The organism is Cupriavidus sp. 05N40 (assembly GCF_056397305.1).
Genome location: NZ_JBFTND010000066.1, coordinates 1 through 20,165, shown reverse-complemented (window position 1 = coordinate 20,165; position 20,165 = coordinate 1). Strand labels below are relative to the sequence as shown.

Sequence of the window (20,165 nt, the reverse complement as noted above, 5' to 3'; positions counted from 1 at the left end):
TTCATTGGATGGTGATGCTGGCGCTGTGCACCAGCGTGCCCCACTTGCGCGCCTCCGCCTCGATATAGCGGCCGAACGGCTGGGGGCCGGCGCCCGAGACGATGCCGCCCATCTCTTCGAGCTTGCGGCGCACGTCGGGCAGGTTCAGCACCGCCTGCAGCTCTGCGTCGAGCCGGGCCACGATGGGTTTGGGGGTGGCCGCCGGCACCAGCACGCCGAACCATCCCGCGATCTCGTAGCCGCGCAGGCCGGCCTCGGCCATGGTGGGCACGTCCGGCAACTGCGGCGAGCGCTGCGCGCTGGTGATGGCCAGCGCGCGCAGCTTGCCGGCCTTCACCAGCGGCAGCGCGGACGGCATGTTGTCGAACATCAGCGGCACGTGGCCGGCCATGGTGTCGTTCAGGCCCGGCGCGCTGCCCTTGTACGGCACGTGGGTCAGGCGCAGGCCGGCGGTGGTGGCGAACAGTTCGCCCGCCAGGTGCAGCGAGGTGCCGGCGCCCGGCGTGGCAAAGCTGAGCGGCGCCGGCTGCCGCTTGCCGTAGTCGACCAGTTCCTGCACCGAATGCACCGGCAGCGCCGGGTTGACCACCAGCAGGTTCGGCACCGCCATCAGCATGGTCACCGGCGCCAGGTCCTTGAGCGGGCTATAGGGCAGGTCGGGATAGAGCGAAGGGTTGATGGCGATGGGGCCGATATTGCCCATCACGATGGTGTAGCCGTCGCCCGGCTGCTTGGCGACGTAGTCGGTGCCCACGTTGCCGCCGGCGCCGGCCTTGTTTTCCACCACCACGGGCTGGCGCAGCCGCTCGCTGAGCTTCTGGCCGACGATGCGCGCCAGCATGTCGGTCGAGCCGCCCGGCGGGTAGGGCACCACCCACTTGATCGGCCGGGAGGGCCAGGCGTCGGCGGCACGCGCGGCAAGCGGGGCGGTGGCCGCAGCCAGTGCGGCCAGGGAGGCAAGGATAAGGAGGGCGCGGGCGCGCGCGGGGGCCAAGGGTGTCATGTTTGTCTCCGTAAGGAACGAGGCGCGGTACTTGCCGCGGCCTTCTCATTGCTTTAGTATGTTCACTAGATGAACGTATAGTCCTCTAGGTGAACGGTTGGCGAATGAAGAATAATAGATCGATCCAGCGGTGTCTAGCCATCCTGCAGGCGTTCCGCCACAACGGGCGTCCCACGCTGGCGGAGCTTTCGCGCGCGGTGGACCTGCCGCATCCCACGGTGCTGCGCTTTCTGCTGACGCTGGAAGAGGACGCCTATGTGGCGCGCGAAGGCAATCGCTGGCGCCTGACCACCCGCATCTTCGAGATCGGTTTCGCGGCGCTGGAAAGCCTCGGCGYGACCGAAGCCGTGCAAGAAGGACTGCAGCAGCTCGCCGACGCCTACTCCGGCACGGCCAACCTGGGCGAAGCCAATCCGGAGGGCGTGATCATCATCGGGCGGGCCATGGCGCCCGCCGAGCGGCGCCGGCTGGTGGTGATGAACCTGCGCGTCGGCAGCGTGCTGCCGCCCGGCAGCGCGCTGGCGATGGCCTTGCCGCTGCCGCCGGGCGAATGGAGCGTGCTGGCCTACCCGGAGAGCAACCAGGTATCGGTTTCGGTGCCGGTGCCCGCCGCGGGGTCGCGGCAGTTGTCGCTGGGCATCTCCACCTCGGCGGGCGAGGCGACGCCGGAGCGGATTCCGGCGGAGATCGTGCCCGCGCTGCAAAGGGCGGCGGCCAATATCAGCCGCCTGATCGGGCTGGCGCCGGTGTGAGCTGCCGCGGGCCGCGCCTGGCCGTTGATCGCACGGAAAAAACGGACTCTGCACCTCGCAGGCGGCGCTTTGCCGTCGCAGCGCTTTCCTCACATGCCTGCCAAGGCACGGCGGATGCTAAAGTTCGCCCTTGTCGATACATGCATACCCAATCATGAATGTATTGACATGGCCGCAACAGCGTCGCCCGGGAAGTCCTGCCGGCGGCGCCGCGGCATCCCTCGGCATGCCGGCGGACATGTATCCGCGGCGGCCGTCTCCTTGCCAAGCAGCACAACCGTTACGAAGAGACACCCGTGAGATCTGCCTCCCTCGAATCCTTCCTGGCCGGGGTTGCCCGGCGCGACCCTGACCAGCCTGAGTTCCTCCAGGCCGTGAAGGAAGTCATGATGACGCTGTGGCCGTTCGTCGAGCAGCATCCGCGCTACGGCGAGCAGGCCCTGCTCGAGCGGCTGGTGGAACCCGAGCGCGTGATCCAGTTCCGCGTGGCATGGACCGACGACCGCGGCCAGGTACAGGTCAACCGCGCATTCCGCGTCCAGCACAGCTCCGCCATCGGCCCCTACAAGGGCGGCATGCGCCTGCATCCCACGGTCAATCTCTCCGTGCTGAAATTCCTCGGCTTCGAGCAGACCTTCAAGAACGCGCTGACCACGCTGCCCATGGGCGGCGGCAAGGGCGGCTCCGACTTCGATCCCAAGGGCAAGTCCGATGGCGAAGTCATGCGCTTCTGCCAGGCGCTGATGACCGAGCTGTACCGCCACCTCGGCCCCGACACCGACGTGCCCGCCGGCGATATCGGCGTGGGCGCGCGCGAGGTCGGCTTCATGACCGGCATGATGAAGAAGCTCTCCAACCAGTCCGCCTGCATCTTTACCGGCAAGGGCCTGGCCTTCGGCGGCAGCCTGATGCGGCCCGAGGCCACGGGCTACGGCACGGTGTACTTCGCGCAGGAGATGCTGCACCGGCGCGGGCGCGGCTTCGACGGCCTGCGCGTGCTGATCTCGGGTTCCGGCAACGTGGCCCAGTTCGCCGCCGAGAAAGCCATCGAACTCGGCGCCAAGGTGCTGACCGTGTCCGACTCCGGCGGCGTGCTGCACTTCCCCAAGGGCATGAACCGCGAGCAGCTGGCCGCGCTGATGGCCTTCAAGAACGAAACCCGCGGCCGCCTGGCCGATTTCGCCGCCGCGCAGGACCTGCATTTCGAGACCGGCCGCACGCCGTGGCATGTGCCTGCCGACGTGGCGCTGCCCTGCGCGACGCAGAACGAGCTCGACGGCAGCGATGCGCAGCGCCTGCTCGCCAACGGCGTGTTCTGCGTGGCCGAAGGCGCCAACATGCCGTCCACGCTGGACGCCGTCGACCACTTCCTGGCCGCGCGCATCCTCTATGCGCCGGGCAAGGCCAGCAACGCCGGCGGCGTGGCCACCTCGGGCCTGGAGATGTCGCAGAACGCCATGCGCCTGTCGTGGCACCACGCCGAGGTCGACGAGAAGCTGCACGCAATCATGAAAGACATCCACGGCAACTGCATTCACTACGGGCAGAAGGCGGACGGCTTCATCAACTACGTGGAGGGCGCCAATGTGGCCGGGTTTGTGAAGGTGGCGGATGCCATGCTGGCGCAAGGGGTGGTGTAGGCGAAGCAGGCGCCTGGCCGGTACGTCGCAGGCGCGGCGCCCCGGCACGCACATCCTCCAAATGCCGGTCGGCCACCGCGGAAATATAGATAAAATGCAGAATATCTATGAAACAGGGGCTGACTTGGCTACCTTGCCAACGCCACATTCCGCCGCATCGCCGGCATCCGCAGAGGAAGGCGCATTCGACACCGGCGGCCGGACCTGGGCGTCCATCCTGGAGCTGACCGTCCGTGAGGAAATCATCCAGGGCAAGCTGGCTGCCGGCAGCAAGCTGCGGCTCAAGGAACTGGCCGAGCGCTACCAGGCCGGCGTGATTCCGCTGCGCGAGGCATTGTCGCGCCTGTGCGCCACCGGCTTCGTCGTGGCCATCGACCAGAAGGGCTTCCGCGTTGCGGAGCTGTCCGAGAGCGAGTTGCTGGACATCACGCGCGTGCGCCAGCAGATCGAGACGCAGGCGCTGCGCGATGCCATCGCGTCGCGCAATGTGGAGTGGGAAGGGCAACTCATCGCCGCGCACCACCGCCTCAAGCGCATCGCCATCCTGCTGCCCGGAGAGGGCCGACACATGAACCCGGAGTGGGAAGAAGCGCATTCCGATTTCCACGCGGCGCTGGTGGCCGGATGCGGCTCGCCGTGGCTGCTGCGTTTTTCCGCCCTGCTGCGCGACCAGACGGCCAGGTACCGCCTGTTGTCGATGGCGTTGCGCAAGACCGGACGCAAGCGCGATGTCGCCGCCGAGCACGAGGCGATCGTCAAGGCCGCGATCGAGGGCGACGCCGAGCTGGCATGCCGGCTGCTGGCCCGGCATTTCCAGGAAACCACCGATCTCGTCATGGCATACCTGGCGGCGCAGAAGGACGCCGCCGCCGCGGGCAAGGCGCGCACCAGGAAGGCGGCTGCGGCATAAGGCAGGAAAACGGCGCCCCGCAGAGTGCCGCTTGCCGTGCCGAAAGGCGCCGTGCCGCCGTCAGGCCTCGGTGTTGTGGATAAAGCAGGGCGGCACGTCGGGACCCCACTGGTACATCGAGTCTTCCGGCGGGAAATCCCCGGCCGGCCAGTCCTGCCCGGCAGAGATGTAGTCGATATCCGCCGAATACTCGCAGAACGAACCCCACGGATCGCGCACGTAGTGGAAGAAGTTGGAGCCCAGCACATGCCGGCCGGTGCCCCAGCCCTCCTTGTAGCCGGCCGCCGCCATCTGCGCGGCGCCCTGGCCCACTTCGTCGATGCTGGCGACATCCCACGCGGCATGGTGCCAGCCGCGCGCCGGGCTGCCGGCAAAGGCCAGCAGGTGATGGTCGCTGCCGTGCGGCGCATGCGTGAAGGCGATGCCTTCGCCCGAGCGGTCCGACAGGCGCAGGCCCAGCGCGTTCTCGTAGAAGGCCAGTGCGCGCGATACGCCCGGCGTGAACAGCAGCACATGCGACAGTCGCCGCGGGCGCACCGTCTTCACGCCGCTGCGAAAGCGCGCGCCGCGCGCGTCGGCCGGGCCATGCACGCTGTCGAGCGGACTCTTGGCGCTGGGTGAAGTCTTGGGGCCAACCTTGACCTGGATGAGGTTGCCGTCGGCATCGAAGAACCACAGTCCCTCCGGCGTGACATGCGCGCCGCCGTCGGCGAAGGTCGCACCGGCGTCGAGCACTTGCCGGCGGATGGCATCGAAGTCGCCCGCGAAGCAGTTGAAGCTCAGGTAGGCGAGCGCCTTGCGCTCCCCGGCGAAGAACTTCGCCCACACGTGCTCGTCCTGCGCCATGACGTCGAGGCGGTCCTGCCGCGGCGTCACCGCCAGGCCGAACGCGCACAGGAAATGCCCGGCCTGCGCCAGGTCCGGCACGGTCAGGGCATAGTGGTCGAGCGAGTGCACGGCGGCCTTGGGCCGGCCATTGTCATTGTATTTATCCATGTGTCTCCTCCGCGAGCCGGCTCAGGCGGCGATGGCTGCCCTGACGGTGCCGGCGGCTGCGGCCTCGTCGGCAATGGTATTGCGCAGCGGGGCGAAGCCGGTTACCGAGATTTCGCACACGTCGCCCGGCTTCATCATCAGCCTGGGCTCGCGCGCCCAGCCGATGCCGCTCGGGGTGCCGGTCACGATGACGTCGCTCGCCTCCAGCGTGATGGCTTCGCTGATCACCGAGATCAGCGTGGCGATGTCGAAGATCATGGTGTCGGTGCTGGCGGACTGCACCACGTTGCCGTTCAGGCGGGTTTCGAGCAGCAGGCCCTTGCCGCCGGCCGGCACTTCGCTGGCCGTGACCAGTTCCGGGCCGAAGGCGCCGGTGGCATCGAAGTTCTTGCCCACCGTCCACTGCGGCGACAGGAACTGGTATTCGCGCACGGAGCCGTCGTTGAACAGCGCATAGCCGGCAATGCAGTCCAGCGCGTCTTCCCTGGAGATATGGCGGCCGCCTTTCTTCAGCACCACGGCCAGCTCGCCTTCGTAATCCAGCGTGTCCGACACGCGCGGACGGATGATGGGCTGGCCGTGGCCGACCAGGCTGGTGTCGTAGCGGGGGAAGATGGTGGGGTAGGCCGGCTGCTCGTACTTGCTTTCCTTGGTGTGGTCCGCGTAGTTCAGGCCGATGCAGAAGATCTTGGACGGATGCTCGACCACGGGCAGGAAGGTGATGTCCGCTTCCGCGACGAGCCGGCCGCCGGTGYGCCCGGCCGCGTAGGTTTCCAGGTCCACGCCGGCCGCCAGCAGCGACTCGAGCGAATCCTCGCCGAGGATGCGGATCTTGTCGCCCTCGCGGGCGCCCAGGAATTTCTTGCCATCGAGGATAAAGCGGACGTAACGCATCGGGGTTCCTGTCTCTGAAGTGGGATCGGGCGACCGCCGGATGGCGGCCGTTGGCAGGAATGCTAGTCTAAAAAATATACAAAAACAATGTTTGTAGATTGTTTTGGCGACTATGCAAGCTCCCGCCGATGGCAGTGAGGCAGGTCTCGGTCCAGGCTGGGAAAGGGTTTGCGGGGAGCCTGGTGACGCATGGGGCGCGCGAGGCGCAAGGGCGCGGCGGCGTCGGCCGGGACCGGCGCCATTCATGCCAGGCCGCCTCGCGGCGGCCTGCGATCAGAGCGCGAGCTGCAACGGCGCGGTTGCCGCCGCATCGTCCGCCGGCGCGGCCGGCACCGCGCAGCAGATCAGCGCTTCGCCGGGAGGCACGTCGAATTCCGGCGCTTCGAGATAGGCCACCGCGCCCTGCACGACGCGCGTGCGGCAGGTGCCGCAACTGCCGTTGCGGCAGCCGAAGTCGGGCGCCAGTCCGCGCTGTTCGGCCAGCTCCAGCAGCGAGCCGGCGTCCGGCGACCAGCGGGCTTCCTTGCCGGAGCGCGTGAAGACCACCGGCACCGGCGCCGTGGCGGGCCTGGGGCCGGGCTCGGGCGCGACCACGGCTTGCGCATGCGTGTCGCGGCGGCGGTGCAGCGCGGCCGGCCCGAAGGCTTCCGCATGGATGCGGTCATCGGCCACGTTGAGCGCGCGCAGGCCGTCGTAGAGGGACTGCATGAAGGGCCCCGGGCCACACAGGTAGAAGTCGTAGTCGCCGAACGGCAGGTGCCGGCGCAACAGGTCGGTGTCGATGCGGCCGGCCTCGTCGAAGTCCTTCTGCGGCTCGGCGTCGCGCGGGTCGCTCAGCACGCGGATGTACTGCACCGCGCCTTGCGCGCCATCGGCCAGCGCCGTCAGTTCGCGTGCGAAGGCGCGCTCGGCCAGCGTGCGAGCGGCATGGAAGAAATAGGCCGGGCGGACATGACGGGTGCGCAGCCCTTCGTAGACCAGGTGCCGCAGCATGGCCAGCATGGGCGTGACGCCGATGCCCGCGGCCAGCAGCACGGCGGGGCGGTGTTCGGCGGCATCGATGGTGAAGGCACCGGCCGGCGGGCGCACCTCGACGATGTCGCCGACCCTGAAATTGTCGTGCAGGTGCTGCGATACGGCGCCTTCGCGCTTGACGCTGATGCGGTAGACGCTGTCCGACGGCGCCGACGAGAGCGTATAGGTCCGGATCGCCGGCGCCGGCGGCGAACCCGTCGTCACGCGGATCGGCAGGTACTGCCCGGCAAGGTGGGGGATCAGTCCGGCGCCGTCGGCAGGTTCGAGGTGAAAGGAGCGGATGCCCATGCTTTCCTCGACCAGCCGCGTCACGCGGAACGGCCGCCAGGCGGTGCTGAGCGAGCGGGCGCGCAGGCGCTCGGCCGCCTCGTCCCAGTTGCCGGTGAGTTCGACCGCGGGCGACGTGCCGTCGGCTTGCGGCACCCAGCGCAGCGGCAGGGCATCCGCGCGCCGCACGACGCTGGCGGGCCTGAAGCGCCAGAGGCGCTCCGCGCCCTGGAAGGCGGCGATCTCAGGCGAATCGAGGATGACTTCCGCCGTGCCGGTCATCTGCAGCAACTCGCCGGTGGCGAAGTCCGCGAACACCAGCCCGGCGCGCGCGTTGAGGAGGAAATTGCCCAGCGTGTTGAAGAACAGGTTGCCGGAGAAATCCGGAATGGTCATGCCGCCGTCGTCGTCCAGCCGCACGAAGCCAGGCTTGCCGCCGCGATGCGACACGTCCACCTGCCGGCTGCCGTCCGGCAGGTCCGCGTAGGAAGCCACGAAGAAGGTATCGGCGCCGGCGATCAGCGCACGGGCACGCGCATCCAGCCCGCCCGCGCGCTGCGGCGCGATGATGCCGGGCGTGCCGGGATCGCGCGTGAAGGCGAAGTTGCGCTGCTGGATGTATTGCGGGCAGTTGCCGAAGCTTTGCCCCACGGCGATCGCGAATACCGTGGCGCCGGGCCCGGATGCCTCGCGGCGGATGGTGCCGTTGAGCCGGTTGCGGCGCCGGGTCAGCAGGTCGATGCCCAGCAGGCCGATGGCGTCGCCGTGCTCCATGCCGCGCTCGGCCGGATCGGCCGCGTCGCGCGCCAGGCCGAGATCGAGCGCCTTGTCGTGCGGGGAGTGCAGGAAGCCCGGCGCGCCGGCGCGCAGCGTGGCCCAGGCGTTGCCGTCGGGATCGACCGCGCCCAGCACCACGACCGGCAGTTGCGCGAAGAACTCGCGATGCTGCTCCGGCATATGGTCGCGCACGAAGCGCCGGCCGAGCTCGTCCATCTTGCGGGCGACGCCGGCGCGCTCCTGCAGCACGCGCTCGCCCGCATGCCAGGGAAGGGGAGGGAGCTGCGCGGGTGCGGATAGCGGGGACTGCGACATGATGGCGATCTCCTTGCCGCGGCACGCGGGCCGCGGCGTGTTCTTGCTGTCAGGCGGCCAGGCCGGCGGGCGTGGTCTGGAATTCGACAAAGCCGCGCAGGGCCTCGACGCGTGCCAGCCAGGCATTGACGTTGGCGTACGCGGCCAGGTCGACGAATCCTTCGGGGGCGCGGGCGATGTAGCCGTACAGCGCCACGTCGGCCAGGGTGGGGTGGTCCGCCGCAAGCCACGGCGAGGCGGCCAGCGCCGCGTCGACGCCCTTGAGGATGGCGTGGGCGCGCGCGATGACTTCCTCGGCATTGAAGCCCGCGCCGAAGACCGTGATCAGGCGCGCGGCGGCGGGGCCGTAGGCGATCTCGCCGGCGGCGACCGACAGCCATTTCTGCACCGCGGCGGCACCGGCGGGCGACGCCGGCAGCCAGTCGGTCTTGCCCAGCTTGGTGGCCAGGTACACCAGGATCGCGTTCGAATCGGTGATCACGGTGTCGCCGTCGACCAGCACGGGCACCTGGCCGAACGGATTGAGCTTGAGGAAGGCGGGCGCCTTGTGCTCGCCTTTGGCGAGATCGACCAGGACGAGCTCGGCATCGGCGCCGATCAGCGAGACAAACAGGCGGACGCGGTGCGAATGGCCGGAGAGCGGGTGGTGGTAGACCTTCATGACTGGATTCCTTGGGAGCGTTTGAGAGGGAACCGCCGCAAGCTGTCTGCGCCGTGCCGGGGTGGCCGTTTGCGTCTTGCCTGAGTGCGTGAAGTCATCTTAGGTCCGCTGCCGTCCGGGAAAAACGGCCCCGGCGAGAAAGGATTCTTCTCGCTGGCCCAACAATGAGGCGCGCCGGGCGCCAGGCGCCGGCGTGGATGGGGCTGCGGTCTGCCGGAGGAAGGGAAGGCGGGCCGGCGCCCGGCGCGCCTCAGTGCAGGGAGGGGTCGGCCCGCAGCGCGTCGATGGCGAGGTCGAGGAAGGCGCGCACCTTGCGCGTGGCATGCCGGCCTTCGCGGTGGATGACGTTGACGGGCAGCGCGGGCGGCTCGAAATCGCCCAGCACGACCTGCAGCGTGCCGGCGCCAAGCTGTGCGGCAACCTGGTACGACAGCAGGCGCACGATGCCGAAGCCGGCCATCGCGGCGACGATGGCCGAATCGTTGGTGGTGGTGACAAGGCGCGGTTCAAGGCGCGTCGGGACCAGGCTGTCGGCGCGGTTGAAGCGCCACTCCGGCGAAGCCGAGACCCCGCTGGCCATGATGAGGGTGTGCCGGCCGAGATCGTCCGGAGACCGCGGCGCGCCGTGGCGCTCGAGATAGGCGGGCGCCGCGCACAGCACGCGCCGCACGCTGCCCACCGGCACGGCCTGCAGCGAGGAGTCGGGCAGCTCGCCGATGCGGATGCCTACGTCGATGCCTTCTTCGACGAGGTTGACCACGCGATCGAGCAGCAGGCAGGTGGCGTCGACATCCGGATAGCGCTGCAGATACTCGGTGACGATCGGCATCACGTACGCCGCGCCGAACAACACCGACGCCGTGATGGTGAGTTGCCCGCGCGGCTCCGCATGGGAGCCGGTGGCCAGCAGCTCGGCATCGTCTATCTCGCCCAGGATGCGCCGGCAGTTCTCGAAGTAGGCCGAGCCGGTATCGGTCAGCCGCACCAGCCGCGTGGTGCGGGTCAGCAGGCGCACGGCGAGATGCTCTTCCAGCTCATTGACGATCCGGCTGACGACCGATGGCGACACATCGAGCTTGCGCGCGGCGGAGGTGAAACCGCCGGTTTCCACCACGGTGACGAAGGTCTTCATGGCTTGCAGTCGGTCCACCGTCTCTCCCCGTTTGCCCTGTGCGCATGGCGGCGCTTTGTGGCGAGTATAGCGCTGGTGGACAGGGCAAGCCGTACCCCGCCCCGCGGGGACCTTCAGTCGATCGCGAGCACGATATTGCCCACGCTCAGGTTCGACTCCATGCGGCGGTGCGCGCCGGCGGCATCGGCGAGCGGGAACACGCTGTCCACCACGGGCGACAGCTCGCCCGCCGCGAAGCGATGCAGCCAGCGCTCGGCAAAGCGTTGCGTCATCGCGTGCTTCGCCTGCGGCGTGCGCGACTTCATCACCGTGCCGATGATCTGCAGGTGGCCGTAGAGCAGCCGGTCCAGCGGCAGCGTAGCCCCCTCGATGCCGCCCATGAGCCCGACCTGGACCAGCCTGCCGCCGTTCGCCAGCGAGCGCACATTGCGCTCAAGGTAAGGCGCGCCGATGAAGTCGATGACGACATCCACGCCGCGCCCGTCCGTCGCATGGGCCACCGCCTCGGCGAAGTCCTGCGCCTTGTAGTCAATGGCCACGTCGGCGCCCAGCTCGCGCACGCGGCCGAGCTTGCCCGCGCCGGCGGTGGCGAACACCCTGGCGCCCGCGGCATGCGCGAGCTGCACCGCCGCCGAGCCCACCCCGCCCGCCGCGGCGTGGATCAGCACGGCATCGCCTGCCTGCACGCGGCCAAGGTGGATCAGCGCCTCGTGCGCGGTGACGTACACCTCCGGGATCGCCGCGGCGCGCACGTAGTCGATGCTGTCCGGAATGCGCATGGCCATGCGGTGGTCGATGCGCGCGGCCTGCGCATAGGCGCCGCCGCCGACGATGCCCATCACGCGGTCGCCGGGCGCGAAGCCGGTGACATCCGCGCCTGCCGCGATCACTTCGCCGGCAATCTCCAGCCCCATGATGTCCGAGTCGCCGAAGGACTGGCGGCCGTAGCCGCCGCGCCGCTGGATCAGGTCGGCGCGGTTCACGCCGGCGGCATGGTTGCGCACGAGCAGGTCGTGCGGGCGCAGCGCCGGAGCGGGCACCTCTTCGAGCTGCAATACGTCGGCTTCGCCGAATTCCTTGAAGGTGATGGCTTTCATGCGCGTTTCATGTGAGTTTTTCCCGGAGACGCCCTGTGCGTCGCATGTGGCAAGTATAGGTTTGCAATGCGACGAATTTATGCTGCATTATTCCATCTCAGAGATGCAAATTTGCATCGCACAGGAGCAGCTCTTCATGAACTGGGACGACACCCGGATCTTTCTTGCCGTGCAGCGGGAGCGGACGCTGCGGCGCGCCGCCAGGACGCTCGAGCTCGACCAGGCCACGGTCGGCCGGCGCATCGGGGCGCTGGAGCGCGCGCTGGGCGCCACCTTGTTCCTGCGCACTTCCGACGGCTATGCGCYGACGCCGGCGGGCGAGGCCGTGCTGCGCTCGGCGGAGAAGATGGAGCAATCGGCGCACGACCTCGTCAGGCACGCGCAGGGCGTGGATACGCGGCTCGAAGGCGAGGTGCGCGTGACTACCACGGACTCGCTGGCGCTGGAGTTCCTGATCCCCGCGATCGGCCGCCTGCACGGCGCCCATCCCGATGTGAAGATCCTGCTCAATACGTCCACCAACATGCTCAACCTGGCACGGCGCGAGGCGGATATCGCGGTCAGGACCAGGAAGCCGGAGAACCCCGATCTGGTGGCGCGCCGGCTGGCCCGCTGGCCGGTCGGGCTGTATGCCTCGCCCGCCTACCTGGAGCGGCACGGCGAGCCGGTGGCCGGCACCGCGTTCGCCGGTCACGACCTGGTCGTCTTCCAGCCGCTGATGACCGGCAACCGCGCGCCGACGATGGTCGGCGAGCCCATGCACGCGGGCCGTATCGTTGCTGGCGTCTATTCCAGCCTGATGCTGCGCACGGCCATCAAGGCCGGCATCGCCATCGGCGAAGTGCCGGTCTACCTGGCCGAGCGCGAAGGGCTGGTGCGGATCTGGCCTGAGCGCACGCACGCCATGCAATACGAGGTCTGGCTCGTCACCCACCAGGACCTGCGCCACACCGCGCGCGTGCGGGCCATGATCGACGAGATCGTGCATGCGTTCGAAAGCCGCGAGGACGGCTGACCGGCGCGCTGGCCTTGCGCCGCCGTTCGCAGTAGAGTTTCCCGGCCCGGCGCCTTTTGCGTTTTGCCTTTTGCCTTTTGCCTCGCCGCGCCAATCGCACACAAAGCAGGACAGGAGACATCGATGACCCGCACCACCGCCGGCAAGCGAGCCGCCTTCCGCGCCCTGCACGAGCAGGGCTGTTTCGTGCTGCCCAATCCCTGGGACGTGGGTAGCGCGCGCATGCTGCAGCACCTTGGCTTTTGCGCGCTGGCTTCGACCAGCTCGGGCCTGGCGTGGTCGCTGGGGCGCGCCGACAACGCGGTCGGGCGCGACGACGTGCTGCAGCACCTGACCGCCCTGTGCGCCGCCGTCGACCTGCCCGTCAATGCGGATTTCGAATCCGGCTTCGCCGACGATCCGCAAGGCGTGGCCGGCAATGTGCGCCTCGCCGTCCAGGCAGGCGTGGCCGGCCTGTCCATCGAGGATCTCGATGCGCGCGGCGGCGGGCTGTATGACAAGGCGCTCGCCGTCGAGCGCATCCGCGCCGCGCGTGCCGCCATCGACGATTCGGGCRAAGACGTGCTCCTGGTCGCCCGCACCGAAGGCATGCTCGCCGACCCCACCGCGCTCGCGCCCGCCATCGACAAGCTGGTCGCCTTCGCCGAGGCCGGCGCCGATTGCCTGTACGCGCCCGGCGTGGTGGCGAAGGCCGATATCGTGGCCATGGTCCGCGCCGTCGCGCCCAGGCCGCTCAACGTGCTGATGATGCGTCCCGGGATGAGCGTGGCCGAACTGGCCGACCTGGGCGTGCGGCGCATCAGCGTCGGCGGCGGGCTGGCACGCGCGGCATGGGCCGGCATGCTGGCTGCCGCCGAACAGCTCAAGGCCGGTTCGTTCGAAGGGCTGGGCGGCGCGACGCCGTCCCGGCAACTGAACGATATCTTCGGCAGCTTCACCTGAACTGCGGCCGCGGACGCGCCATGAAAGGGGCGCCGCGCGGGCAAGACCGGGCCGGGCAAGGCCGGTTTGGTCTTCAGCCCTTGACCAGCCCGCCGTCCACGATCAGGTTCTGCCCCGTGACCGCGCGCGCCCACGGCGACAGGAAGTAGACCACTGCATCGGCGAACTCCTCCGGCGTGGTCACGCGGCGCAGCGGCGTCAGGCCGGCGATGAGATCGAACACGGCTTCCGGCGTGGCGGCGCTGGCGTCGGTGGTGCGCAGCAGGCCGCCCGACACCATGTTCACCGTGATGCCGTCGGGGCCGAGGTCATTGGCCGCGGTACGGGTGAACGACAGCAGCGCGGCCTTGGCGGCGGTGTAGTCGTGATAGGGCACCACCGGATTCTGGAACAGGTTGGTGCCGACATTGACGATGCGGCCAAAGCCGGCTTCGCGCATGCCGGGCAGCGCGGCCTGCACGGTGTTGAGCGCGCCCCGCAGGGCGCCGTCGATCTGCTGCTGGAAACGCGCCCAGCCGATCTCGCCGATCCTGGGGCGCGCGTCGCCGTCGAAGCGGAAATCGGCCAGCGCGTTGTTGACCACGGCAACGATGGGCTGGCCGGTCCGTTCCCTTGCCTGGCTGAAGAGGCGCGCGACCGCCGCCGGATCGGTGACGTCGCCCTGCAGCGCGATCGCGCGCGGGCCGAGCGCTTCGGCCAACTGGCGTGCCTGCGTCTCGCTGCGGTGGTAGTTGATCACCACGCCCGCGCCTTCGCGCGCCAGCGCCCGCGTGATGGCCACGCCGAGCCCGCGCGCGCCGCCGGTGACCAGTACCCATTGTTCGTTCAGAAGCACGTTGATTCCTGTTGTCGTTTTGTTCGATAGGCCGATGGGGCCTGGCAGCCATGGCAAGCCGGGGCATGCCGCCGCGCCCGCGCGCTAGGGGCGGCGCGCGTAGCTCACCGTCAGCAGCTCCCATTGATGGCCGTCGGGCTCGTTCCAGTAGACGATGCTGCCGCCGTGCCGCGTGTCGGCCTGGTGGTCGACCGGGCCGTGGACGCTGCTGCGGTACGGGATGCCGGCGGCCGCGATGCGAGCGAGGATGATATCGAATTCGTCCTGGCTCACGCGGAAACAGTAGTGGATCGTGGGGATTTCGCCGCTCCACTGGTCGAAGTCCAGGGTCAGGCTGTCGCTGACGAACACCGGCGCGAACGGCCCGATGCCGGTTCTGGCCCAGGGCACGCCGAGCAGGCCGGCCAGCAGCTCCGCCGCGGCTTCCTTGTCGCGCGACGGGACCATGAGATGGTCGAGATGGATGCTCATGCCTTCTCCTTTGCGGCCTCGGGTCGCGCGCGTCATGCCCCGGGCTCCGGCTTTGGGCTTCGCCGCAGGCGCGGTCGGGCCAGCCGGACGCGCGCCGGTTCACCAGCGAGCGGCGCTGCATCTCGCCGTGGTCGGCGGGGGCGGCGCCCGGCTAGCTGCTGCTGTCGCCCAGTGCCGCTTTGGCGAAGTCGATGAACACGCGCAGCTTCTTCGGCATTCCCGTCCGATTGTAGTAATAAAGATAGAGCCCGGTGCGCGGGATCCAGCCGTCCAGCACGCTCACCAGCCGGCCGGCCTGGAGATGCGGCTCGGCAATGCGGTGCTGGATATAGGTGAAGCCGAAGCCGTCGAGCGCGGATTGCAGCAGCAGTCCGTTGTCGTTGGTGGCGATGCGCCCGGTCACGGCCATGCGCAGCTTTTCGCCGGCCTTCTCGAACTCCCAGCGGTACAGCGCGCCGCTGTCCGCGCTGCGGTAGTTCACGCATTCGTGCGCGAGCAGGTCGCGCGGATGGCGCGGCTTCGGCCTGGATTGCAGGTACCGGGCGGAGGCGGCCACGCAGAAGCGCATCTGCGTGACCAGCGGCACCACCACCATGTCTTCATCCAGCACATTGTCGTAGCGGATGCCCGCGTCAAAGCCCCGGCCGACGATATCCACCAGGCTGTTATCCGCGATCACGTCGACATTGATGTCCGGGTAGGCGTCCAGGAAGTCCTTGAGCACAGGCTGGATCACCAGCGGGATGGCGGAATGGGGCACGTTCAGGCGCAGCGTGCCCATCGACCGGCTGGAGGCGCCGGACACGTCGTGCATCGCCAGTTCCAGTTCCTGCAGCAGCGGGGCGATCCGCGTGAGGAACCTGGCGCCCGCCTCGGTCAGGCTGACGCTGCGGGTGGTGCGGTTGAGCAGGCGGGCGCCGAGCCGCTCCTCGATCTTGCGCACGGTATAGCTCACCGATGTCACCGGGATGCCGAGCGCGCGGGCGGCCGCGCTGAAGCTCTGTTCCTGCGCCACCCGGGCAAAGACCGACAAGGCCTGGAAATCTGCTTGGTTCATTATGCAAATTACTTGCAAAGTCCTTTTGGATTATCTGTCTTCTTGATACGGTCCGCAACATCCATACTGCGTTGTGCGGGTGCCGCCGGGCACGGTGGCACCCATCGGGCAAGGCCTTTGAAGCAAACCATCTGGAGAGAAGTGATGAAAACCTGGTTCATTACCGGCGTGAGCACCGGTTTCGGGCGCGCGCTGGCGCAAGCCGTCATCGCGCAGGGCGACAAGGTCGCGGGCACGCTGCGCAACGAAGCGCAGCGCGCCGAGTTTGCCGCGCTGGCCAGGGGCCAGTCCTTCGGCTACATACTCGACGTGCGCGACGACGCGGCCATCCCCGGCGTGGTGGCGCAGATCGAGCGCGAGGTGGGCGAGATCGACGTGCTGGTCAACAATGCCGGCTACGGCTACGAAGGCAGCATCGAGGAAGCCACGCCGGCGGATATCCGCGCGCAGTTCGACGTCAATGTGTTCGGCGCCATCAGCGTGGCGCAGGCGGTCCTGCCCCATATGCGCCAGCGCCGCCGCGGCCATATCCTGAACGTGACTTCCATGGGCGGGCTGATGACCTTCCCCGGCGTGGGCATCTACAACGCCAGCAAGTTCGCGCTGGAGGGGATCAACGAGGCGCTGTCCAAGGAAGTGCGCGAGTTCGGCATCAAGGTGACGGCCATCGAGCCGGGCGCATTCCGCACCGACTGGGCCGGCCGCTCCATGCAGCGCACGGCCTCGGAGATCGAGGACTACGCCACCATGCTGGCGCCGCTGCGGGCCGCGCGCGCCGCCCGCTCGGGCAAGCAGCCCGGCGATCCGCGCAAGGCGGCGCAGGCGATCCTGGCCGTGGTGGCCGCGCAGGATCCGCCCGTGCACCTGCTGCTCGGCACCGACGCGCTCGGCTTCGTGCGCGAGAAGCTCAAGGCGTTGACGGCGGAAATCGACAAGTGGGAGCACGTCACCGTGAGTACCGATTTCACGGAGTGACGGCAGGCCGAAGCGGGGCCAGGCAATGCTGCGTGTTGTCTCCCCTCGCCCATTTCATGGGAGAGGGGGGCAAAGCCTCAAGGCGACAAGGCCGCGAGGCCGCACGGCCCCGCTCCTGATTGCCGGGACTCAGTCCGCCAGGCCCTTGTTCGGATTGAGCAGGAACTTCTCGCCGGTAGCGCGCTTGTTATAGACCGCGATCTGGTCCAGGTCCAGCGCCTCGGCCAGCGAGATCTCGCCGGCGTAGTGGCTGGCAAAGGTCGTATGCAGCTCCGCCACCACGCGCGCCTTGAGTGCGTTGGCCGCTTCGGTCCCGATCTTTTGCAGGAACGGGAAGACCAGCCAGCCGCCCATGCTCCACGCCATGCCGAAATTGCGCACGAACTCGGTCGGGCTGGTGTCCAGGCCGCCGTAGAGGTAGACCTGCTTGTGCGTCGTGGAGCCATAGCGGCTGTAGACGCCGGCGGTCTTGCTCAAGGCCGCTTCCATGGCGCCCAGGATCTGCCCGGCCAGCTTGCCGCCGCCGGTGGCGTCGAAGGCGATCGTCGCGCCGGTGGCGGCAATCGCGTCCGTCAGATCCTGCGTGAAGGTGGGCGAAGCCATGTTGCAGACATAGGTCGCGCCGAGCGACTTGAGCAGATCCGCCTGCTCCTGCTTGCGCACGATATTCACCAGGCCGATGCCGTCCTTCTGGCAGATCTTGTTGAGCATCTGGCCGAGGTTGGACGCCGCGGCAGTATGCACCAGCGCCTTGTGCCCCTCGCGCCGCATGCTCTCGACCATGCCCAGCGCCGTCAGCGGATTGACGAACGACGAAGCGCCTTGCGCGGGCGTGGCCCCTTCCGGCAGCACCAGGCACTGCGCCACCGGCACGCAGCGGTATTGCGAATACATCGCGCCGCCAAGCACCGCCACGGTCTTGCCGAGCAGCGTCTGCGCCGCGGCGGACGAGCCGGCGCCAACCACCACGCCCGCACCCTCGTTGCCCACCGGCATCGATTCGTCGAGCCGGCCGGCCATGCCCTTCATCGCGCCCTCGGGCACCCGTGCGGTCACGACCGGCTGGCTTTTTGTTCCGCCGGCCTTTGCCGCGCTCATGTCGGCCGCGCCGAACAGCAGCCCCAGGTCAGACGGATTGAGGGGCGATGCTTCGATGCGGACCAGTACCTCGTCGGGGCCCGGCGCGGGCACGTCGACGCTGGCCAGGGACAATTCCAGCTCGCCGCTGCCTTTGATCAGCGAGCGCAGTTGAAGGGCGGTGCGTGGGGTATCGGTAGGCATGCGGTATCTCCTGGATCCGGTAGGTTTTGCAGGTCGCGGGCGGCTCGGGCAGTGGCCGGTTTCCGCGCTGGCGCAATCCTACTGCAAGATGGGAAATCGGGTTGGCGGGGGCAACGGCGGATGCCGGGCGCCGGCGTGGCGCCGGCCACCGCGCTCGCCTAGACTGAGCAGTGGCCCTCGGGGAGGGGCGCCGCAGAAACCGGCCCGCGCCGACCGGCCGCCGATATCAAGGAGACTGCCAATGATCACCAATGCCTTGTCGGGCACCAATGTCCACGAAGTGTCGGACGGGATCTACCGCATCAATACGCCGGTCATCATCGAAGGCGGTCCGGGCGGCTTCTCCTTCAACCAGTACCTGGTGCTGGATGACGAGCCGCTGCTGTTCCACACTGGTCCGCGCAAGCTGTTCGAACTGGTGCGCGAGGCCGTTGCCAGCGTCATGCCGCCCGAACGCCTGCGCCATGTCTCGTTCTCGCACTTCGAGGCGGACGAGTGCGGATCGCTGAACCAATGGCTGGCGATCGCGCCGCAGGCGCATCCCTTGTGCGGCACCGTTGCCGCCATGGTCTCCATCGATGATCTCGCAGACCGCAAGGCGGCCGCGCTGGAGGACGGGCAGGCACGCTGCATCGGCAAGCATACCGTGCGCTGGCTGGCCACGCCGCATCTCCCGCATGGCTGGGACTGCGGCGTGCTGATGGAAGAGCAGACCGGGACACTGCTGTGCAGCGACCTCTTCACCCAGCCCGGTGCCCGGCATCCCGCCCTCACCGAGGGCGACATCCTGGGCCCGAGCGAAGCCTTCCGGCACGCCATGGATTACTATGCCCATGCGCCGGACACCGGCGCCATGCTCGAGCGGCTGGCATCGCTGGCACCGCGCACGCTCGCCTGCATGCACGGCAGCGCGTGGCGCGGCGATTGCGCCGGCCTGTTGCGGGAACTGGCGGTGTCCCTGCGCGCGTAGCGCTGCCGCGGCGCATTGTTTCCCCGGAGGACTGCCGGCGGCGCAGGAAAGCTGCGCCGTCTGGCCTTTCGTGCCAGCACCACGACGATGAACAAAGACGAACTGCACGCGATCCTGACCACGGAATTCGATCTCGTCACGGACCCGGCCGAGCGCGGCGACGGGCGCTCGTATTTCCTGCGGGAGGTGATCTGGCATCCGGCCTCGGTCACGCGGATCCTGCGCGCCCAGTACGGCCCCGGCGATCGCGTCAGCCGCATCCGGCTATGCGTGTCGTCGGACAACAATAACAGCGTGTTCCTGGCGATGCCGGCGAGCCGCGAGGCATTGCATTCGGCGGTGCTGGCGGAGATCGCGGGGTTCGTTGCCGTTGCGGGCTAGCGCCCGGCCGTGGCGCGGTGCTGACGATTGGCTCTGCGCGCCGCGCGCTTTTCAATATGGCGTATGCCATACCTTGGATGGCAAAGGTTGCGGTGTGATGCAAGGGGAACGTGCCGGGCTTTCGCTCCGGCTGCCGGAGGTCTTCCCGGCGTGGTGCTGCCTGGCCGGCCTATACTGATAGTCTGCGCGGCGAATCGCACCGACTCCATCGCAAGCCGGATTTTCACAGGTGCCCAGCCACGGTTGAAGGTCAGAAACGCTCACTGGAACTTGGCAGGGCCGGCGGCTACGCTATCGGGGACCGTCGCGCCAGGCTGGCGCCAGGGGCCATGGACGTTGAATGGAAGGAGTTATCTATGAAGATCGCTATCGCATTGGCAATTGCTGTTCTCGTCCCTGGTGTCGTCCACGCCGCCGGCCCTGCGAATCCTGCCGACCGGTATGACTACAATATGCGCAGTACCAATAAGGACGGCTACGTTCCAGACCCCCAGCGGGCTACCAACAAGGACGGCTACGTTCCTGATGCCCAGCGCACCACCAACAAGGACGGCTACGTGCCGGACACCGCGCGGGCCAATGACAAGTTCGACCCGTACACCCAGGGTGCCAAGCAGAACACGGCCTCCGCGCTCACGGACTCGGGGGCGCCGGCCAAGAAGGCACCTGCAAAGGCACCCGTCGAGAAGAAATCACCCGGCGCCAGCATGGACAAATAGTGCCGTTGCCACGCCAGTCCTGCCCTGACGAGGCTGTGCG

General features: G+C 68.5%; 20 protein-coding genes. 9 read left to right on the top strand and 11 right to left on the bottom strand.

The window, feature by feature from the left end:
- Window position 1: 1 nt before the first annotated feature.
- The gene (locus AC1DO7_RS17075; RefSeq protein ID WP_441621179.1) at window positions 2-1,003 is read right to left on the bottom strand and encodes a Bug family tripartite tricarboxylate transporter substrate binding protein; all 1,002 of its coding nucleotides are present in this window, start codon (window positions 1,001-1,003) and stop codon (window positions 2-4) included.
- 104 nt (window positions 1,004-1,107) lie between these two features.
- On the opposite strand from AC1DO7_RS17075, the gene AC1DO7_RS17070 reads away from it, so the two are divergent.
- From AC1DO7_RS17070 to AC1DO7_RS17060, 3 genes are all read left to right on the top strand, one after another.
- A complete protein-coding gene (locus AC1DO7_RS17070; protein ID WP_477116352.1) occupies window positions 1,108-1,755 on the top strand; it encodes an IclR family transcriptional regulator in 648 nt (215 codons plus the stop codon).
- Window positions 1,756-2,051: 296 nt separating this feature from the next.
- Complete coding sequence (gene gdhA / locus AC1DO7_RS17065; protein WP_441621175.1) at window positions 2,052-3,395, top strand: NADP-specific glutamate dehydrogenase; 1,344 nt, start codon at window positions 2,052-2,054, stop codon at window positions 3,393-3,395.
- 133 nt (window positions 3,396-3,528) lie between these two features.
- Window positions 3,529-4,305, top strand: coding sequence for a GntR family transcriptional regulator (locus AC1DO7_RS17060; protein WP_441621199.1), 777 nt, complete (start codon window positions 3,529-3,531; stop codon window positions 4,303-4,305).
- A 60-nt stretch (window positions 4,306-4,365) separates the two neighbouring features.
- Here the strand turns inward: AC1DO7_RS17060 and AC1DO7_RS17055 are convergent, their stop codons facing one another.
- The 6 genes from AC1DO7_RS17055 to AC1DO7_RS17030 all read right to left on the bottom strand — a co-directional run bounded on the left by AC1DO7_RS17055 (window position 4,366) and on the right by AC1DO7_RS17030 (window position 11,479).
- Entirely contained in the window at window positions 4,366-5,301 is a 936-nt protein-coding gene (locus AC1DO7_RS17055) for a VOC family protein (protein WP_441621173.1), read from the bottom strand.
- Window positions 5,302-5,322: 21 nt separating this feature from the next.
- A complete protein-coding gene (locus tag AC1DO7_RS17050; protein WP_477116351.1) occupies window positions 5,323-6,195 on the bottom strand; it encodes a fumarylacetoacetate hydrolase family protein in 873 nt (290 codons plus the stop codon).
- Between the two features lie 273 nt (window positions 6,196-6,468).
- Entirely contained in the window at window positions 6,469-8,589 is a 2,121-nt protein-coding gene (locus AC1DO7_RS17045; protein WP_441621170.1) for a 2Fe-2S iron-sulfur cluster-binding protein, read from the bottom strand.
- Between the two features lie 49 nt (window positions 8,590-8,638).
- Window positions 8,639-9,250 carry a glutathione S-transferase family protein gene (locus tag AC1DO7_RS17040; protein WP_441621168.1) on the bottom strand — a complete coding sequence of 204 codons (612 nt, stop codon included), beginning with the start codon at window positions 9,248-9,250 and terminating at the stop codon, window positions 8,639-8,641.
- A 250-nt stretch (window positions 9,251-9,500) separates the two neighbouring features.
- Window positions 9,501-10,400, bottom strand: a complete 900-nt coding sequence (locus tag AC1DO7_RS17035; protein WP_441621166.1) for a LysR family transcriptional regulator — start codon at window positions 10,398-10,400, stop codon at window positions 9,501-9,503.
- Between the two features lie 95 nt (window positions 10,401-10,495).
- Window positions 10,496-11,479, bottom strand: coding sequence for an NAD(P)H-quinone oxidoreductase (locus AC1DO7_RS17030; protein ID WP_441621164.1), 984 nt, complete (start codon window positions 11,477-11,479; stop codon window positions 10,496-10,498).
- Window positions 11,480-11,615: 136 nt separating this feature from the next.
- Between AC1DO7_RS17030 and AC1DO7_RS17025 the strand changes: the two genes are divergently transcribed.
- Both AC1DO7_RS17025 and AC1DO7_RS17020 read left to right on the top strand, forming a co-directional pair.
- A complete protein-coding gene (locus AC1DO7_RS17025; RefSeq protein WP_477116350.1) occupies window positions 11,616-12,494 on the top strand; it encodes a LysR family transcriptional regulator in 879 nt (292 codons plus the stop codon).
- A gap of 123 nt (window positions 12,495-12,617) precedes the next feature.
- The gene (locus AC1DO7_RS17020; RefSeq protein ID WP_477116349.1) at window positions 12,618-13,436 is read left to right on the top strand and encodes an isocitrate lyase/PEP mutase family protein; all 819 of its coding nucleotides are present in this window, start codon (window positions 12,618-12,620) and stop codon (window positions 13,434-13,436) included.
- Between the two features lie 73 nt (window positions 13,437-13,509).
- On the opposite strand, the gene AC1DO7_RS17015 is transcribed toward AC1DO7_RS17020, so the two are convergent.
- The 3 genes from AC1DO7_RS17015 to AC1DO7_RS17005 all read right to left on the bottom strand — a co-directional run bounded on the left by AC1DO7_RS17015 (window position 13,510) and on the right by AC1DO7_RS17005 (window position 15,799).
- Window positions 13,510-14,271, bottom strand: coding sequence for a 3-oxoacyl-ACP reductase (locus AC1DO7_RS17015; protein ID WP_441621158.1), 762 nt, complete (start codon window positions 14,269-14,271; stop codon window positions 13,510-13,512).
- Between the two features lie 84 nt (window positions 14,272-14,355).
- Window positions 14,356-14,742: a VOC family protein gene (locus AC1DO7_RS17010; RefSeq protein ID WP_441621157.1), complete on the bottom strand. Its 387-nt coding sequence runs from the start codon at window positions 14,740-14,742 to the stop codon at window positions 14,356-14,358.
- A gap of 151 nt (window positions 14,743-14,893) precedes the next feature.
- Window positions 14,894-15,799 carry a LysR family transcriptional regulator gene (locus AC1DO7_RS17005; protein WP_441621155.1) on the bottom strand — a complete coding sequence of 302 codons (906 nt, stop codon included), beginning with the start codon at window positions 15,797-15,799 and terminating at the stop codon, window positions 14,894-14,896.
- A gap of 144 nt (window positions 15,800-15,943) precedes the next feature.
- Between AC1DO7_RS17005 and AC1DO7_RS17000 the strand changes: the two genes are divergently transcribed.
- The gene (locus AC1DO7_RS17000) at window positions 15,944-16,774 is read left to right on the top strand and encodes an oxidoreductase (RefSeq protein ID WP_441621153.1); all 831 of its coding nucleotides are present in this window, start codon (window positions 15,944-15,946) and stop codon (window positions 16,772-16,774) included.
- Window positions 16,775-16,903: 129 nt separating this feature from the next.
- Here the strand turns inward: AC1DO7_RS17000 and AC1DO7_RS16995 are convergent, their stop codons facing one another.
- Window positions 16,904-18,055, bottom strand: coding sequence for a zinc-binding dehydrogenase (locus AC1DO7_RS16995; RefSeq protein ID WP_441621152.1), 1,152 nt, complete (start codon window positions 18,053-18,055; stop codon window positions 16,904-16,906).
- 241 nt (window positions 18,056-18,296) lie between these two features.
- Between AC1DO7_RS16995 and AC1DO7_RS16990 the strand changes: the two genes are divergently transcribed.
- The 3 genes from AC1DO7_RS16990 to AC1DO7_RS16980 all read left to right on the top strand — a co-directional run bounded on the left by AC1DO7_RS16990 (window position 18,297) and on the right by AC1DO7_RS16980 (window position 20,125).
- A complete protein-coding gene (locus AC1DO7_RS16990; RefSeq protein WP_441621150.1) occupies window positions 18,297-19,025 on the top strand; it encodes an oxygen-binding di-iron domain-containing protein in 729 nt (242 codons plus the stop codon).
- A gap of 87 nt (window positions 19,026-19,112) precedes the next feature.
- A complete protein-coding gene (locus AC1DO7_RS16985; RefSeq protein WP_441621148.1) occupies window positions 19,113-19,406 on the top strand; it encodes a hypothetical protein in 294 nt (97 codons plus the stop codon).
- A gap of 356 nt (window positions 19,407-19,762) precedes the next feature.
- Complete coding sequence (locus tag AC1DO7_RS16980) at window positions 19,763-20,125, top strand: hypothetical protein (RefSeq protein WP_441621146.1); 363 nt, start codon at window positions 19,763-19,765, stop codon at window positions 20,123-20,125.
- Window positions 20,126-20,165 lie beyond the last annotated feature (40 nt).